Origin of the sequence: Pseudomonas sp. MF4836, from assembly GCF_002018875.1 — a bacterium.
In the GTDB taxonomy this organism is placed as follows: Bacteria; Pseudomonadota; Gammaproteobacteria; order Pseudomonadales; family Pseudomonadaceae; genus Aquipseudomonas.
This window is the reverse complement of sequence record NZ_MVOL01000004.1, coordinates 133,039-149,037: the sequence shown is the minus strand read 5'-3', so window position 1 is coordinate 149,037 and position 15,999 is coordinate 133,039. Positions and strand designations below refer to the sequence as shown.

General features: G+C 57.3%; 17 protein-coding genes. 3 read left to right on the top strand and 14 right to left on the bottom strand.

Going from position 1 to position 15,999, the window contains the following annotated elements:
* Positions 1 to 16: 16 nt before the first annotated feature.
* The 14 genes from MF4836_RS10885 to rpmH form a co-directional block, all read right to left on the bottom strand.
* Positions 17 to 553, bottom strand: coding sequence for a F0F1 ATP synthase subunit delta (locus MF4836_RS10885; protein ID WP_020294928.1), 537 nt, complete (start codon positions 551 to 553; stop codon positions 17 to 19).
* A 12-nt stretch (positions 554 to 565) separates the two neighbouring features.
* Positions 566 to 1,036 (bottom strand): F0F1 ATP synthase subunit B, encoded by a 471-nt coding sequence (locus MF4836_RS10880; protein WP_020294929.1) that lies wholly within the window; start codon positions 1,034 to 1,036, stop codon positions 566 to 568.
* A 57-nt stretch (positions 1,037 to 1,093) separates the two neighbouring features.
* On the bottom strand, positions 1,094 to 1,351 hold the full coding sequence (gene atpE / locus MF4836_RS10875) for a F0F1 ATP synthase subunit C (RefSeq protein ID WP_002555987.1): 258 nt from the start codon (positions 1,349 to 1,351) through the stop codon (positions 1,094 to 1,096).
* Between the two features lie 130 nt (positions 1,352 to 1,481).
* Positions 1,482 to 2,354, bottom strand: a complete 873-nt coding sequence (gene atpB, locus MF4836_RS10870; protein WP_078470341.1) for a F0F1 ATP synthase subunit A — start codon at positions 2,352 to 2,354, stop codon at positions 1,482 to 1,484.
* Positions 2,355 to 2,370: 16 nt separating this feature from the next.
* Positions 2,371 to 2,778 (bottom strand): F0F1 ATP synthase subunit I, encoded by a 408-nt coding sequence (locus MF4836_RS10865; protein ID WP_020294932.1) that lies wholly within the window; start codon positions 2,776 to 2,778, stop codon positions 2,371 to 2,373.
* A 148-nt stretch (positions 2,779 to 2,926) separates the two neighbouring features.
* Positions 2,927 to 3,799, bottom strand: a complete 873-nt coding sequence (locus MF4836_RS10860; RefSeq protein WP_020294933.1) for a ParB/RepB/Spo0J family partition protein — start codon at positions 3,797 to 3,799, stop codon at positions 2,927 to 2,929.
* A 9-nt stretch (positions 3,800 to 3,808) separates the two neighbouring features.
* Positions 3,809 to 4,606: a ParA family protein gene (locus MF4836_RS10855; RefSeq protein ID WP_020294934.1), complete on the bottom strand. Its 798-nt coding sequence runs from the start codon at positions 4,604 to 4,606 to the stop codon at positions 3,809 to 3,811.
* 18 nt (positions 4,607 to 4,624) lie between these two features.
* The gene (gene rsmG, locus MF4836_RS10850) at positions 4,625 to 5,260 is read right to left on the bottom strand and encodes a 16S rRNA (guanine(527)-N(7))-methyltransferase RsmG (RefSeq protein ID WP_177326747.1); all 636 of its coding nucleotides are present in this window, start codon (positions 5,258 to 5,260) and stop codon (positions 4,625 to 4,627) included.
* 5 nt (positions 5,261 to 5,265) lie between these two features.
* Positions 5,266 to 7,158, bottom strand: a complete 1,893-nt coding sequence (mnmG, locus tag MF4836_RS10845; RefSeq protein ID WP_078470340.1) for a tRNA uridine-5-carboxymethylaminomethyl(34) synthesis enzyme MnmG — start codon at positions 7,156 to 7,158, stop codon at positions 5,266 to 5,268.
* Positions 7,159 to 7,708: 550 nt separating this feature from the next.
* Positions 7,709 to 9,079, bottom strand: a complete 1,371-nt coding sequence (mnmE, locus tag MF4836_RS10835; RefSeq protein ID WP_078470339.1) for a tRNA uridine-5-carboxymethylaminomethyl(34) synthesis GTPase MnmE — start codon at positions 9,077 to 9,079, stop codon at positions 7,709 to 7,711.
* Between the two features lie 79 nt (positions 9,080 to 9,158).
* A complete protein-coding gene (gene yidC, locus MF4836_RS10830) occupies positions 9,159 to 10,862 on the bottom strand; it encodes a membrane protein insertase YidC (protein WP_078470338.1) in 1,704 nt (567 codons plus the stop codon).
* Between the two features lie 2 nt (positions 10,863 to 10,864).
* Complete coding sequence (gene yidD / locus MF4836_RS10825) at positions 10,865 to 11,110, bottom strand: membrane protein insertion efficiency factor YidD (protein WP_010465488.1); 246 nt, start codon at positions 11,108 to 11,110, stop codon at positions 10,865 to 10,867.
* Positions 11,103 to 11,504 (bottom strand): ribonuclease P protein component, encoded by a 402-nt coding sequence (rnpA, locus tag MF4836_RS10820; protein WP_020294939.1) that lies wholly within the window; start codon positions 11,502 to 11,504, stop codon positions 11,103 to 11,105. The genes yidD and rnpA overlap by 8 nt, the downstream gene beginning before the upstream one ends.
* A gap of 16 nt (positions 11,505 to 11,520) precedes the next feature.
* Positions 11,521 to 11,655: a 50S ribosomal protein L34 gene (gene rpmH / locus MF4836_RS10815; RefSeq protein WP_003213577.1), complete on the bottom strand. Its 135-nt coding sequence runs from the start codon at positions 11,653 to 11,655 to the stop codon at positions 11,521 to 11,523.
* 565 nt (positions 11,656 to 12,220) lie between these two features.
* Here rpmH and dnaA point away from each other — a divergent pair.
* The 3 genes from dnaA to recF are packed head-to-tail and all read left to right on the top strand — an operon-like array spanning position 12,221 to position 15,998.
* A complete protein-coding gene (dnaA, locus tag MF4836_RS10810) occupies positions 12,221 to 13,732 on the top strand; it encodes a chromosomal replication initiator protein DnaA (RefSeq protein ID WP_043228446.1) in 1,512 nt (503 codons plus the stop codon).
* Between the two features lie 38 nt (positions 13,733 to 13,770).
* Positions 13,771 to 14,874 (top strand): DNA polymerase III subunit beta, encoded by a 1,104-nt coding sequence (gene dnaN, locus MF4836_RS10805; protein ID WP_020294941.1) that lies wholly within the window; start codon positions 13,771 to 13,773, stop codon positions 14,872 to 14,874.
* 20 nt (positions 14,875 to 14,894) lie between these two features.
* Positions 14,895 to 15,998, top strand: a complete 1,104-nt coding sequence (gene recF / locus MF4836_RS10800; RefSeq protein ID WP_020294942.1) for a DNA replication/repair protein RecF — start codon at positions 14,895 to 14,897, stop codon at positions 15,996 to 15,998.
* Position 15,999: the final 1 nt, after the last annotated feature.

Sequence of the window (15,999 nt, the reverse complement as noted above, 5' to 3'; positions counted from 1 at the left end):
TGCTGCCCCTTCAAACTCAAGATTTCAATGCTTCGGCTAGGTTCGCGAGTTTGCCGCGAATCGAGCCATCGATAACCAGGTCGCCGGCGCGGATTACGACGCCACCAATCAGGCTGGCATCCTCCGCAGCGTGCAGGCGCACTTCCCGGCCGAGCCGTGCACTGAGAACCTTGGCGAGTTTGTCTTGCTGTTCTTGGTTCAATGCGAAAGCACTGGTGACATCCACATCTACCGATTTCTCTTGTTCAGCCTTGTACAGGTCGAACAGAGCGGAAATCTCCGGCAACAGCAGGAGACGATCGTTTTCGGCGGCAACGTGAATGAAATTCTGTGCCTTGGCATCAAACTTGTCGCCACACACGTCGATAAACGTGGTGGCCTTTTCTGCGCTCGTCAGTCGCGGGGCCTTGAGCACGCGCTGCATGGTGTCATCTTGTGACACCGCTGCAGCCAGGCCGAGCATGGCTGACCAAGAGGCCAGTTGCTGGTGGGCCTGAGCGTGCTCGAAGGCCGCCTTAGCGTAAGGTCGGGCCAACGTGGTCAGTTCTGCCATGATCGCCCTCGCTTAAATTTCAGCAGCCAGTTTGTTAACCAGCTCTGCGTGCGCGTTTTGATCGATTGTGGCACCCAGGATCTTCTCTGCGCCGTTGACTGCCAGGCTACCCAGTTGGGCACGCAGCGCGTCTTTGACACCGTTCAGTTCCTGTTCGATCTCGGCCTGAGCCTGAGCCTTCACACGGTCAGCTTCGACACGAGCCTGTTCACGGGCCTCGTCGACGATCTGAGAGCCGCGTTTCTTGGCTTGCTCAATGATTTCGGCTGCCTGAGCTTTTGCATCGCGCAGTTGCTGACCCGCTTTATCTTGGGCCAGTTCCAGGTCACGAGCTGCTCGGCTGGCAGCGTCCAGTCCATCCGCGATCTTCTTTTGGCGTTCGTGCAAAGCTGCAATGACCGGAGGCCAAATGAACTTCATGCAGAACACTACAAAAATTAAGAACGCAACGGACTGACCAATCAGGGTTGCATTAATGTTCACGCCAACACCTCGCTCGTTCGTTGTCCATCACACCAATCAACTCGAAGAATCGAGTGATTAGCCAGCGAGTTGGCCAACGAAGGGGTTTGCGAAGGTGAAGAACAGAGCGATACCAACGCCGATCATGGTTACGGCGTCGAGCAGACCGGCAACGATGAACATTTTAACTTGCAGCATTGGAACCATTTCTGGCTGACGCGCTGCGCCTTCCAGGAACTTGCCGCCCAACAGGCCGAAACCAATTGCGGTACCCAGTGCGCCCAGGCCGATCAACAGTGCAACAGCGATAGCGGTTAGACCAACTACAGTTTCCATCTTTCCTCCCGACTTTTACGTCGTATGGTTTAGGTTTTTTAGATTAAAGCGGTAAAACAAATCGTTTCATGCCCTGTAAGGGCCCCCTCTCACCGAGGCGAGAGGGACATCAGACTAGTCGAAACCGGTCTTAATGGTTCTCTTCGTGCGCCATCGACAGGTAGACGATGGTCAGCATCATGAAGATAAACGCTTGCAGGGTGATGATCAGGATGTGGAACACAGCCCACGCCCATTGCAGCACCACGCCCAGGCCGCTGAGCCAGAGCAGGCCGCTGCCGAACATCACGGCGATCAGGATAAACACCAGCTCGCCAGCGTACATGTTGCCGAACAGACGCAGAGCCAGAGAGATCGGCTTTGCAATCAGGGTCACGAATTCCAGCAGGAAGTTCACCGGGATCAGCAGGGCTTGAACGAAGATGTTCTTGCTGCCGAACGGGTGCAGGGTCAGTTCGCCGATGAAGCCGCCGAAGCCCTTGATCTTGATGCTGTAGAAAATGATCAGCGCGAACACCGACAGGGCCATGCCCAGGGTGGCGTTCGGGTCAGTGGTCGACACTGCGCGGAATGGGATGTGCTGATCGCCAGAGATCAACATGGCCAACTGTGGAATCCAGTCCACGGGTACCAGGTCGATGGCGTTCATCAGGAACACCCAGACGAAGATGGTCAGTGCCAGAGGTGCAATCACCGGGCTACGACCGTGGAAGCTATCCTTCACGCTGCCATCGACAAAGCCGACCATCACTTCAACGAAGTTCTGCAGCGCGCCAGGCACGCCGGAGGTGGCCTTCTTGGCCGCCATGCGGAACAGAAGAACGAAGATCACACCCAGTGCGACAGACCAGCCGAGGGTATCGACGTGGAATGCCCAGAAGCCCATTTCCTTGGCTTCTGCGGCGGTGTGGGCAAAGCCCCAGCCGCCATTGGGTAGCTGCCCGAAGGTCAGGTTCTGTAAGTGGTGCTGGATATAGCCCGAAGCGGTTGTTTCTGCTGACATGGTTGCCTCAAACGCCCTAAGGTCTCGAAAGTCTTGTTGTCATAAGCAGGGGAGCGAACCAGCTGACCAGTTGGGTCAGCACGAAGGCGCCGAATACAGCCAGCGGCGCCAATGGCTTCACACCTGCAAACGTCAATGCAAACAGCACTGCCGTCAAAATCAGTTTGCCCGCCTCGCCGGCATAAAAAGACCGGACGATAGCCTGAGCTGCTCGGGCGCCGGAAAACCGAAATGCCCTATGAGCGAAGTACACATTGGGCAGCAAGGCTATCAGTCCTCCGCAGAGGCCTGAATATCCGGCTACGACTCCATGCCATTGCCAGAGCGCCAAGGCGGCCAGCAATACGACGACAAATTGAGCCAGTAATACCGGAAAAACTGCCAGGCGATGGAACGGCAAGCGGTTTGGCGTGCGGGTTTCCATCACGGTTGCTCCTCAATGGTCGGCTGCCAGAATTCAATAACTTGGCATAATTTGTGCCGACAAAATGCGCGCAGAGTATAGGGGCGGTTCAGCCCCTATTCAACTGCCAGGTAGTGATTTCCGACTGCGCGCTACATGAGGAAATGTTTCAGCGGATGTGTGCGAGGACGCCCTGGAGCTCATCAAGGGAGTTGTACCCAATCACCAACTGCCCTTTGCCCTTCTTCCCGTGGCGGATCTGCACCGCAGAGCCTAGGCGCTCAGCCAGACGCTGTTCGAGTCGGGCGATATCCGGGTCCGGCTTGACCGGTTCAGCGGGCTCCTGTTTGCCACTCAACCACTGGCGAACCAGGGCCTCGGTCTGGCGTACGGTCAGCCCCCGTGCGACAACGTGTCGCGCCCCTTCAACCTGTTGATTTTCCGGAAGACCGAGCAAGGCTCGGGCATGACCCATCTCCAGGTCGCCATGGGACAGCATGGTCTTGATCACTTCCGGCAGCGCGATCAGGCGCAGCAGGTTGGCCACGGTCACGCGGGACTTGCCCACGGCTTCGGCGACCTGTTGCTGAGTCAGCTGGAACTCCTGCTGCAAGCGCTGCAGGGCCACGGCTTCTTCGATCGGGTTGAGATCTTCGCGCTGGATATTCTCGATCAGTGCCATGGCAATGGCGGTTTCATCCGGTACGTCGCGGACCATCGCCGGGATGGTTTCCTGACCGGCCTGCTGGCTGGCGCGCCAACGGCGTTCACCGGCGATGATTTCAAAACGCCCGGAGCCGATGGGGCGAACCACGATCGGCTGCATCACGCCCTGGGCCTTGATCGACTGCGCCAATTCTTCCAGCGCCTGGGGGTCCATGTCACGACGCGGTTGATACTTGCCGCGCTGGATCAGGTCCAGCGGCAGGTGTTGCAACTCGCGCTGGTCGGCTTGGGTCGCCTGTTCTTCCAGAGAACTGACGGTCGGACCACTCAGCAGTGCATCCAGTCCACGTCCGAGACCTCGTTTCTTGACGGCCATGGGGATTCCTTAAGTTGCCTGAGCGGCGGCTGCGCGTGAATTTTTACGCTGGCGACGAACCATCTCGCCGGCCAGGGCCAGGTAAGCCAGGGCACCGCGCGATTGTTTATCGTAGGCCAACGCCGGCATGCCGTAGCTTGGCGCTTCGGCCAGACGGATGTTGCGTGGAATGACCGTGTCGTACAGCTGCTCGCCAAAGTGTTCCTTGAGCTGGGCCGAAACGTCGTTCATCAGGCTCAACCGCGGGTCATACATGGTCCGCAGCAGGCCTTCGATCTTCAGGTTGGGGTTCAGCAACTCGGCGATGCGCTTGATGTTATCCACAAGGTCGCTCAAGCCTTCCAGGGCGAAGTACTCGCACTGCATGGGGATAATCACCCCATCGGCGGCCACCAGCGCATTGAGGGTGAGCATCGACAGCGACGGTGGGCAGTCGATCAGGATGTAGTCGTAATTTTCGCGGATGGGTGCCAAGGCGCTGCGCAGACGGCTTTCTTTCATCTGCATTTCCAGCAGGACGACTTCTGCCGCGGTCAGGTCGCGGTTGGCCGGCAGCAGTTGATAACCGCCGTGTTCGGAGAAGTGCATCGCCTGGGCCAGATCGCATTCGCCGATCAGCAGGTCATAGACCGAGTTTTCCAGGCCGTGTTTATCCACACCGCTACCCATGGTGGCGTTGCCCTGTGGATCAAGATCGATCAACAGCACCCGGCGCTTGGTCGCGACCAGGGATGCTGCGAGGTTGATGCAGGTGGTGGTCTTGCCCACGCCACCCTTTTGGTTCGCTATCGCGAATACCTTAGCCATTCTTGCTTGTGTTCCCAATCATGCCGTGCGGCGCAGTATCAGCAGATGGCGTTGGCCTTGGCAACCGGGTACGGCCAGGGCCTGTTCGCTATCGAGGTGGAAGTCCGTCGGCAATGCTACCAGCTCATCCGCGGGATGAACGCCCTTCATTGCCAGCCAACGTGTATCGCGGTCGCCAAGATGGCGAGTCCAGTTGGTGAAGTTCTCCATGCTGCTGAACGCCCGGGAAATGATCCCGTTGAACGGCTGCTCAGGCTGGAACGCTTCAACGCGACTGTGGATAACTTGAAGGTTATCCAGTTTGAGTTCGAGTTTGACCTGGGTCAGAAAGCGGGTTTTCTTGCCGTTGCTGTCCAGGCAGGTCACTTGCGACTCGGGAAACAGGATCGCCAGCGGGATCCCAGGCATCCCTCCACCGCTACCGACGTCGAGCCAGCGACCGTTTTCGATGAACGACATCACGCTCAAGCTATCGAGCAGATGACGCGAGACCATTTCGTCCGGATCGCGCACGGCGGTCAGGTTGTAGGCCTTGTTCCATTTGATCAACAGGGCCAGGTACGCCAGCAATTGCGCATGCTGGGTTTCTGTCAGAGTGACACCGAGCTCGCGAGCACCTGTGGATAACTCTTCTGCATGTTGCGAGGTGACCATTGAGCTCAAGCGCTTTGCTCCAACTGACGGCCGGCGCCGCGTTTTTTCAAGTAAATCATCAACAGGGAAATCGCCGCCGGCGTCACGCCCGGAATGCGCGAAGCCTGGCCCAGGGTCTCTGGACGGGTGACGCCAAGCTTGCTCTGGATCTCTTTCGAGAGCCCGGAAATCTTGGTGTAGTCGATATCCACAGGCAATTTGGTGTCTTCGCTGGCCCGCAGGCGAGCGATTTCGTCCTGTTGGCGATCGATGTAGCCGGCGTATTTGGTCTTGATTTCAACCTGCTCGGCGACTTGTGGATCTTCTGCGCCCTGCCCGGTCACTTCCACCAGTCCGACGTAGTCGATTTCCGGACGGCTCAACAGGTTCAGCAGGTTGTATTCGTGCGTCAGCGGGGTGCCGAATTTTTCGGCAATCGCATCGCCCTGTGGGGTGCCGGGGCGAACCCAGGTGCTCTTCAGGCGTTGTTCTTCCAGCTCGATGCTCTCGCGTTTTTTGCAGAAAGCAGCCCAACGGGTGTCATCCACCAGGCCCAATTCGCGACCTTTCTCGGTCAGGCGCAGGTCGGCGTTGTCTTCGCGCAGGATCAGGCGGTACTCGGCACGGGAAGTGAACATCCGATACGGTTCTTGAGTACCCAGGGTAATCAGGTCGTCGACCAACACCCCGATATAGGCCTCATCGCGACGCGGGCACCAGCTGTCTTTGCCCTGGGCGCGCAGCGCCGCGTTGGTGCCGGCCAGCAAACCTTGGGCGCCGGCTTCTTCGTAACCGGTAGTGCCATTGATCTGGCCAGCGAAAAACAGGCCGCCGATGACTTTGGTTTCCAGGCTGTACTTCAGGTCCCGCGGGTCGAAGTAGTCGTACTCGATGGCGTAACCCGGACGAACGATGTGCGCGTTTTCCATGCCGCGGATCGATTGCACGATCTGCAACTGCACATCGAACGGCAGGGATGTGGAGATCCCGTTCGGGTACAGCTCATGAGTGGTCAGGCCTTCGGGTTCGATAAAGACCTGATGGCTTTCCTTGTCGGCAAAGCGATGGATCTTGTCTTCAATCGATGGGCAGTAACGCGGGCCAATACCTTCGATCACACCGGAATACATCGGCGAGCGGTCGAGGTTGGAGGCGATGATTTCGTGAGTCCGGGCGTTGGTATGGGTAATCCAGCAGCTGACTTGCCGTGGATGCTGCTCTTTTGAGCCCATGAACGACATGACCGGGATCGGGGTATCGCCCGGCTGCTCGGACATCACCGAGAAATCCACCGAACGCCCGTCAATGCGTGGCGGCGTACCGGTTTTCAGGCGTCCGACACGCAGAGGCAGTTCGCGCAGGCGCTGTGCCAGAGCAATCGACGGCGGATCGCCGGCGCGACCACCGGAGTAATTCTGCATACCGATGTGGATAAGTCCGCCAAGGAAGGTCCCGGTGGTCAGCACCACGGAATCGGCGAAGAAACGCAGGCCCATCTGAGTCACAACACCGCGAACCTGGTCCTGTTCCACGATCAGGTCATCAGCGGCTTGTTGAAATATCCACAGGTTCGGCTGGTTTTCCAGTATTTCGCGGACAGCCGCCTTGTACAGAATGCGGTCGGCCTGGGCACGTGTCGCTCGTACCGCCGGGCCTTTGCGGCTGTTCAATACGCGAAATTGGATACCACCTTTATCGGTGGCAATGGCCATCGCGCCGCCAAGGGCGTCGATTTCCTTGACCAGATGGCTTTTGCCAATGCCACCAATGGCTGGGTTGCAGCTCATGGCACCGAGGGTTTCCACGTTATGCGTCAGCAACAGGGTTTTTGCCCCCATGCGTGCTGATGCAAGTGCTGCCTCGGTACCGGCATGACCGCCGCCGATGACGATCACTTCAAAACGGGAAGGGAAATCCACCACGCACCTCGTGCCTGCTTCAGTTAGGTAATTAGGAATAGGTCTGGGTTCAGGTTTTTGAACCAGGTCGACAAGTATAGGGACTTCCCCACCTCTAAAGAACCCTTTGCACAAAATTTAACCAGCTGTGGATGAATCACAGTCAATAGAAATTAAAAGAGAGAAAGTTATTAAATCTTTGTTTTTATGTTTATTCTTACTGAGCACCTTTTCTGTGGATAGATTGATACAGGCCTTTATTTACGTGATGTACAGAGGTTTAAAAGTCTGTGGTCATGTGCTCATGAGGCCATTGGATAACCGGTTTAAGCCTGTGGATTAAAGCAGTGGTTATCCACAGAGGGGTTTTTCCTCAGTTTTAAGGCCCTGTTATCAACCGAGCACAGGGGCAGTTATTCACAGGGCTTAATCCACAGAAAATGGTCTTTCAGGCAAATGCCGGGCACGAGAAAGCCGCCAGAACGAAAGATTTCATCTGGCAAGAACGTGGTTTTTTTAAAAGAAGGGAAGCAGACAGGCGCGAACGGCCTGTCTGGGTGCAACGCAGGAGCTATTTACCGATGCAGAAACTGGAGAAAATTCGCCCTAACAGGTCATCCGAGCTGAACGCTCCGGTAATTTCTCCCAACAGTTGCTGAGCCTGACGTAAATCTTCGGCCAGGAGCTCGCCAGCACCGGCCAGGGTCAGTTGAGCTCGTCCGTGCTCAAGGGCGGCACTGGCATGGCGCAGGGCTTCCAGGTGACGCCTGCGTGCGCTGAAGCTGCTTTCCGAGGTCTGCTCAAAGCCCATGCAGGCCTTCAGGTGCTCGCGCAGCAGTTCCAGGCCCATGCCGGCAGACTTGGCACTGAGGCTGATGGTGACGTGGCCATCATCGCTGACCTCGAGGGCAATCGCTTCCCCGGTAAGATCTGCCTTGTTGCGGATCAGCGTGACCTTTGACGGATCCGGGCGCTGCTCGAGGAACTCCGGCCATAGGGCGAAGGGATCCGCAGCCTCGGGCGCCGTGGCGTCCACCACCAGCAGGACCCGATCCGCCTCGCCAATGGCCTTGAGCGCACGCTGCACGCCGATTTTCTCCACCTGGTCATCGGTATCGCGCAAGCCTGCGGTGTCCACCACATGCAGTGGCATGCCATCGATGTGGATATGTTCGCGCAGGATGTCCCGGGTGGTGCCGGCGATCTCAGTAACGATGGCGGCTTCCCGTCCGGCCAATGCATTGAGCAGGCTGGATTTACCGGCATTTGGCCGGCCGGCGATAACCACGGTCATGCCGTCACGCAGCAATGCGCCTTGCCCGGCTTCGCGCAACACGCTGGCCAACTCGTCGCGCACCTTATCCAGCATGCTCAGCACGTGGCCATCGGCGAGGAAGTCGATTTCCTCTTCAGGAAAATCAATCGCGGCCTCGACGTAGATACGCAAGCCGATCAACTGCTCAGTCAAGTTATGCACACGTTGGGAAAACGCCCCCTGCAACGAGCGCAAGGCATTGCGCGCGGCCTGGGTTGAGCTGGCTTCGATCAGGTCGGCGATCGCTTCGGCCTGGGCCAGGTCGAGCTTGTCATTGAGGAAGGCCCGTTCGCTGAACTCCCCGGGCCGGGCCAAGCGACAGCCCAGCTGCAGGCAACGCTGCAACAGCATGTCGAGCACGATCGGGCCTCCGTGCCCCTGAAGTTCCAGGACATCTTCGCCGGTGAACGAGTTCGGACCTGGGAAATACAGGGCGATCCCTTCATCCAGTACTTCGTCGAGCTCACCGAAAAAGGGTCCGTAGTGGGCAAAGCGTGGTTTCAGTTCGCGACCGCTGATGGCGTTGGCGGCGACGCTGGCCAGCGGTCCGGAAATTCGCACGATGCCCACGCCACCGCGACCTTGAGCGGTGGCGACGGCAGCGATGGTTTCACGAGGGATATTCATAACCCGAGATCCAGACAAAAGTGGCAGATAGCAAAACGCCCCACTAGGGGGCGTTTTGAGTGGTTATCCACAGAGTAAGTTACGCCTCGGCTTTTTTGGTAGCCGCTTCGATCTTACGAGTGATGTACCACTGTTGAGAGATCGACAACACGTTGTTGACCACCCAGTACAGAACCAGACCAGCCGGGAACCACAGGAAGAAGAAGGTGAAGATGATTGGCATCATTTTCATGACCTTCGCCTGCATCGGATCCGGAGGTGTCGGGTTCAGACGCTGCTGGATGAACATGGTCGCGCCCATGATGATCGGCAGGATAAAGAACGGGTCTTTGATCGACAGGTCGGTTATCCACAGCATGAACGGAGCCTGGCGCATTTCCACGCTTTCCAGGAGTACCCAGTACAGCGAAAGGAATACCGGCATCTGCACCAGAATCGGCAAGCATCCACCCAGCGGGTTGATCTTCTCTTTCTTGTACAGCTCCATCATGGCTTGCGACATTTTCTGCCGGTCATCGCCATGTTGTTCTTTCAGCGCAGCCAGTTTCGGGGCTACGGCACGCATGCGCGCCATGGATTTGTAGCTGGCAGCCGACAGTGGGAAGAAGATCCCCTTGATCAGCATGGTCAGGAAAATGATCGACCAACCCCAGTTACCCACCAGGCTGTGGATATGTTGCAGCAACCAGAAGATCGGTTGAGCAATGAACCACAGGAAGCCGTAATCCACAGTCAGTTCCAGACCTGGGGACAACTCTTTGAGTACGGCCTGGCTTTTCGGACCGGCGTAAAGGGTGGCGCTGGTTTCAGCCTTGGCACCTGGAGCGACGGTCAACGCCGGGCCAGTGAAGCCAATGATGTAGTTGCCTTTGCTGTCTTTACGGGCCAGAACGACGTTATTTTCGTCTTTTGGCGGAATCCACGCCGTTACAAAGTAGTGCTGAAGCCATGCAACCCAACCACCTTTCACGGTTTCCGTGATCGGCGCCTTGGTTTTGTCTTCGTTCACTTTGTCCATGTCCTTCATGGACACTTTTTTGTACGGCTCGGAACTTGTCCACAGGGCAGCGCCCAGGTAAGTCGCGGTGCCGGTGGCGGTGCTCGACGATGGATCGGCGCTGGAGTCACGCTTCAACTGCGCGAACATTGCACCTGTCCACGGTTGGGCGCTCTGGTTGTCGATGATGTAGGTGACAACCACGTCATACAGACCGCGTTTCAAGGTGAAACGCTTGATGTAGTTGACGCCGTCCTTGCTGAACTTCAGGTCAACGACCAGTTGATCCTGACCGTCAGCCAGTTGATAACTTTTCTTCTCCGAAGAGAACACCGGGCGACCTGTCGAGCTGGCGTCAGGGCCGTTGGTGCCAATCAGACCACTTTGAGCCTGATAAACACGTTCGCCACCGTTATCGAACAGTTGGAACGGAATTTCCGGGTGATCTTGACGGCGTGGATACAGCGGCAGCTTCAGCTGGGCAACATCACCGCCTTGTGGATCGATAGCCAGATCCAATACATCCGTCTTGATTTGGATGAGGTCTTTGCTGACCGCCACTGGAACTTCGGCGGGGGCACTGGTATCGCTCGCAGCGCGTGGAATGTCGTCACTGGCGGAAGTGTTGTTGCCATTTACCGTGTCGGGAAGACCCGCAGGGGTAGTGTTGGCAGCAACATTCTGAGTCGGCAGGGCAGCCTGGCCATAATCCTGGTTCCATTTAAGGACCATGACATAAGCCACGATTGCCAGGGCGACGATCAGGATCGTGCGTTTAATATCCATGATTACTCGGCCATCGAAGAAGAACGGGAGGTAGGGATAGGTGGAACCGGGTCATAACCACCGGGATTCCACGGATGACAGCGACCTAAACGACGAAAGGTCAGCCAGCCACCGCGTAGAAGGCCATGATTTTCGATGGCTTCATACGCGTAGCAGGAACAACTGGGGTAGAAACGACAGTGACTGGCCATCAGAGGACTAATGGCATAGCGATAAAACTGGATCGGAACGAGCGCCAGTTTACGCATCAGGACTGTCTACCCCTGCAGTTTCGGTTTTGACTGCTGGTACCGGCTTGTTACGAGCCAGACGTTTCCAGAGCTTATCGAAATGCTGAATCAATTCGGGGCTTTCTACATCGCCCAAACCTTTGCGCGCGACGATAACGATGTCCCAGCCGACCAGAGAATCCTGGTGCAGGCGAAACGATTCGCGCATCAAACGTTTCAGACGGTTGCGCTCAACGGAGAGCTTTACGCTCTTCTTTCCGATAACCAGCCCCAGACGGGGGTGATCAAGGTCGTTGTTGCGCGCAAGGAGCAGGAGATTTTTCCCCGGAACCTTGCCGGTAGGGGAGTCAAAGACTGCCTTGAAATGCCGGGGAGTAAGCAGACGCTTTTCCCGACTGAAGTCCTGACTCACCTCCAGTGCCGGATTATCAAACTGCCAGACGCGCACGACCTTTGGCGCGACGACGCGACAGGACGGCACGGCCGTTCTTGGTAGCCATGCGAGCACGGAAACCGTGAGTACGAGCGCGTTTGATAGTGCTTGGTTGGAAAGTACGTTTCATGTCGTGTTACCTGGTTCGTCCACAACGGGCCGGAATGGCCCCCGTTTTAAGAGACCGGCGATTCTAGAGAATGCAAGCCTCTAGGTCAATTTCCAACCAGCTTTTCCTTGTAAACAGATATGGGCGGCTGTTGGTTCGAGACACCGGTTACCTAGATATAGAAATAAAGAAGGGAATTATTTAAAGCTTTTCTGTAAAGCTTATAAAAGCTAGGCAGCCACTCTTCTGTGGATAAGTACCTTAAGCCCTTGAACGACGTACTGTACAGGGAATGACAACACTGTCGAGAAGCGGTGCTCTGCCTGTGCTGCGCTATCGGATAAGCTGTGTGTGGAATGGGTAGTTATCCACAGCCAGGTTATCCACCGAGTTTAGCCCCCACTTGTACAACGACCTTAAGTGGGGTTATCCACAGAGCTTATGCACATACCATTGGTCGTGTTTTTTCCGGTTAAGACATTGATTCTTAGTGGTCTGTGAGCAACCTACGTGTGGATAAGTCTGCGTGCGGCCGCTACAATGGCGGCTGTTTTTGCCTCACCGGCTTTCAACTTAGGGGATATCCGTGTCAGTGGAACTTTGGCAGCAGTGCGTGGAGCTTCTGCGTGATGAGCTGCCTGCCCAGCAATTCAACACTTGGATCCGTCCGCTACAGGTCGAAGCCGAAGGCGACGAGTTGCGTGTCTACGCACCGAATCGTTTTGTTCTCGATTGGGTCAATGAAAAGTACCTGGGTCGTGTGCTCGAGCTGCTCGATGAGCACGGCAATGGTTCAACACCTGCGCTCTCCTTATTAATAGGCAGCAAACGCAGTTCGGCACCCCGGGCCGCGCCTAACGCGCCTTTGGCGGCTGCCGCTTCCAAAGCCCAGGCGGCTGAACCTTCCAGTGCGCCAGTAAGTGCCCCGCCACCGACCAAGGCTTCTGCGAAGAAAGTCGCCCATGTCAGTGAGGAGCCTTCACGTGACAGCTTCGACCCGATGGCTGGCGCCAGCTCGCAGCAGGCACCGGTGCGGGCTGAACAGCGGACGGTCCAGGTCGAAGGTGCGCTCAAGCACACCAGCTACCTGAACCGCACCTTTACCTTTGAGAACTTCGTCGAAGGTAAATCCAACCAGCTGGCGCGTGCCGCCGCCTGGCAGGTCGCGGACAACCCGAAGCATGGCTACAACCCGCTGTTCCTGTATGGCGGTGTAGGTCTGGGTAAGACGCACTTGATGCACGCTGTGGGTAACCACCTATTAAAGAAGAATCCGAATGCCAAGGTCGTGTACCTGCATTCCGAGCGTTTCGTGGCCGACATGGTCAAGGCCCTGCAACTGAACGCCATCAACGAGTTCAAGCGCTTCTACCGCTCGGTGGATGCGTTGCTGATCGATGACATTCAGTTCTTCGCCCGCAAGGAGCGTTCCCAGGAAGAGTTTTTCCACACCTTCAACGCCCTGCTCGAAGGTGGGCAACAGGTGATCCTCACCAGTGACCGCTACCCGAAAGAGATCGAGGGCCTCGAAGAGCGTCTGAAATCGCGTTTTGGCTGGGGCCTGACGGTGGCCGTGGAGCCGCCGGAGCTGGAAACCCGGGTCGCGATCCTGATGAAGAAGGCCGACCAGGCCAAAGTCGATCTGCCGCACGATGCCGCGTTTTTCATTGCCCAGCGCATTCGGTCCAACGTGCGTGAGCTGGAGGGTGCGCTCAAGCGTGTCATCGCTCACTCGCACTTCATGGGGCGCGACATCACCATCGAGTTGATTCGCGAATCCCTGAAGGACCTGCTGGCCTTGCAGGACAAGTTGGTCTCTGTGGATAACATTCAGCGCACCGTCGCCGAGTACTACAAGATCAAGATTTCCGACCTGCTGTCCAAGCGTCGCTCGCGCTCCGTTGCGCGTCCACGCCAGGTGGCCATGGCCTTGTCCAAAGAGCTGACCAACCACAGCCTGCCGGAAATCGGCGATGTGTTCGGCGGCCGCGATCACACCACGGTCTTGCACGCATGCCGCAAGATCAATGAACTTAAGGAATCCGACGCGGACATCCGCGAGGACTACAAGAACCTGCTGCGTACACTGACCACTTGATGACACCAGCGCAGCTTATTAAGGCAAGGGACTAGACCATGCATTTCACCATTCAACGCGAAGCCCTGTTGAAACCCCTGCAACTGGTCGCAGGCGTCGTCGAACGCCGCCAGACCTTGCCGGTGCTCTCCAACGTGCTGTTGGTCGTCGAAGGCCAGCAGCTGTCGCTGACCGGTACCGACCTGGAAGTCGAGCTGGTCGGTCGCGTGCAACTTGAAGAGCCAGCCGAGCCTGGCGAAATCACCGTGCCGGCGCGCAAGCTGATGGACATCTGCAAAAGCCTGCCCAACGACGCCTTGATCGATATCAAGCTCGATGAGCAGAAGCTGGTGGTCAAGGCCGGCCGTAGCCGTTTCACTCTGTCGACTCTGCCAGCCAATGACTTCCCGACTGTCGAGGAAGGCCCGGGCTCGCTGACCTGCAGCCTGGAGCAAAGCAAGTTGCGTCGTCTGATCGAACGCACCAGCTTCGCCATGGCCCAGCAGGACGTGCGCTACTACCTCAACGGTATGCTGCTGGAAGTATCGGCCGGCATCATTCGTGCCGTGGCCACCGATGGTCATCGTCTGGCCATGTGCTCGATGCAAGCCGATATCGGCCAGCCGGATCGCCACCAGGTGATCGTGCCGCGCAAAGGTATCCTGGAGCTGGCACGCCTGCTCACCGAGCCGGATGGCAACGTCAGCATTGTCCTGGGTCAGCACCACATCCGCGCCACCACCGGCGAGTTCACCTTTACCTCAAAGCTGGTCGACGGCAAGTTCCCGGATTACGAGCGTGTGCTGCCTAAAGGTGGCGACAAGCTGGTACTGGGCGACCGTCAGGCGCTGCGTGAAGCCTTCAGCCGTACTGCGATTCTCTCCAACGAGAAGTACCGTGGTATCCGTCTGCAATTGGCCAATGGTCAATTGAAGATCCAGGCCAACAACCCGGAACAGGAAGAGGCGGAAGAAGAAGTCGGCGTGGAATACAACGGCGGCTCCCTGGAAATCGGCTTTAACGTCAGCTATCTGCTCGACGTGCTGGGGGTGATGACCACCGAACAGGTGCGCCTGATCCTCTCCGATTCCAACAGCAGCGCCCTGGTCCAGGAATCCGACAACGACGACTCGGCTTACGTTGTCATGCCGATGCGCCTGTAACCATGCTCAGCAGAAGCTAGATGTCCCTCAGTCGCGTCTCGGTCACCGCGGTGCGCAATCTGCACCCGGTGACCTTCTCCCCCTCCCCCCGCATCAACCTTCTCTACGGCGCCAATGGCAGTGGCAAAACCAGCGTGCTCGAAGCCATCCACTTGCTGGGGCTTGCTCGCTCGTTTCGCAGTGCTCGTCTGTTGCCGGTAATCCAGTACGAGCAGTTGGCGTGCACCGTGTTTGGCCAGGTCGAACTGGCGGAAGGCGGGCATAGCAGCTTGGGGATTTCCCGGGACCGGCAGGGAGAGTTTCAGATTCGCATCGACGGGCAGAACGCTCGCAGCGCAGCTCAGTTGGCGGAAATCCTGCCGCTGCAACTGATCAACCCCGACAGCTTTCGCCTGCTGGAAGGGGCTCCTAAAATTCGCCGACAGTTTCTCGACTGGGGTGTGTTCCACGTGGAACCCCGCTTCATGTCGACCTGGCAGCGCTTGCAGAAGGCCCTGAGGCAGCGGAACTCATGGCTGCGGCATGGTACACTTGACGCCGCTTCGCAAGCAGCCTGGGACCGGGAACTGTGTCAGGCCAGCGCTGAAATTGATGAATACCGCCGCGCTTATATCAAAGCCTTGAAACCAGTCTTTGAGCGGACCTTGGGCGAACTGTTGGAGCTCGAGGGCCTGACGCTTAGCTATTACCGTGGTTGGGATAAAGACCGGGAGCTCAGTGATGTGCTCGCGACGTCCCTGCACCGTGATCAGCAGATGGGTCATACCCAGGCCGGTCCCCAGCGTGCTGATTTGCGCCTCAAGTTGGGTGCGCATAACGCCGCGGATATCTTGTCCCGCGGCCAGCAGAAGCTGGTGGTCTGTGCCTTGCGCATTGCCCAAGGGCACTTGGTCAGCCAGGCCCGGCGCGGGCAGTGTATTTATCTGGTGGATGACTTGCCGTCCGAGTTGGACGAGCAGCATCGCCGCGCACTTTGTCGCTTGTTGGAAGACTTACGCTGCCAGGTGTTTATCACCTGTGTAGACCACGAATTATTGAGGGAAGGCTGGCAGACGGAAACGCCAGTCGCTCTGTTCCACGTGGAACAGGGCCGTATCACCCAGACCCACGACCATCGGGAGTGAA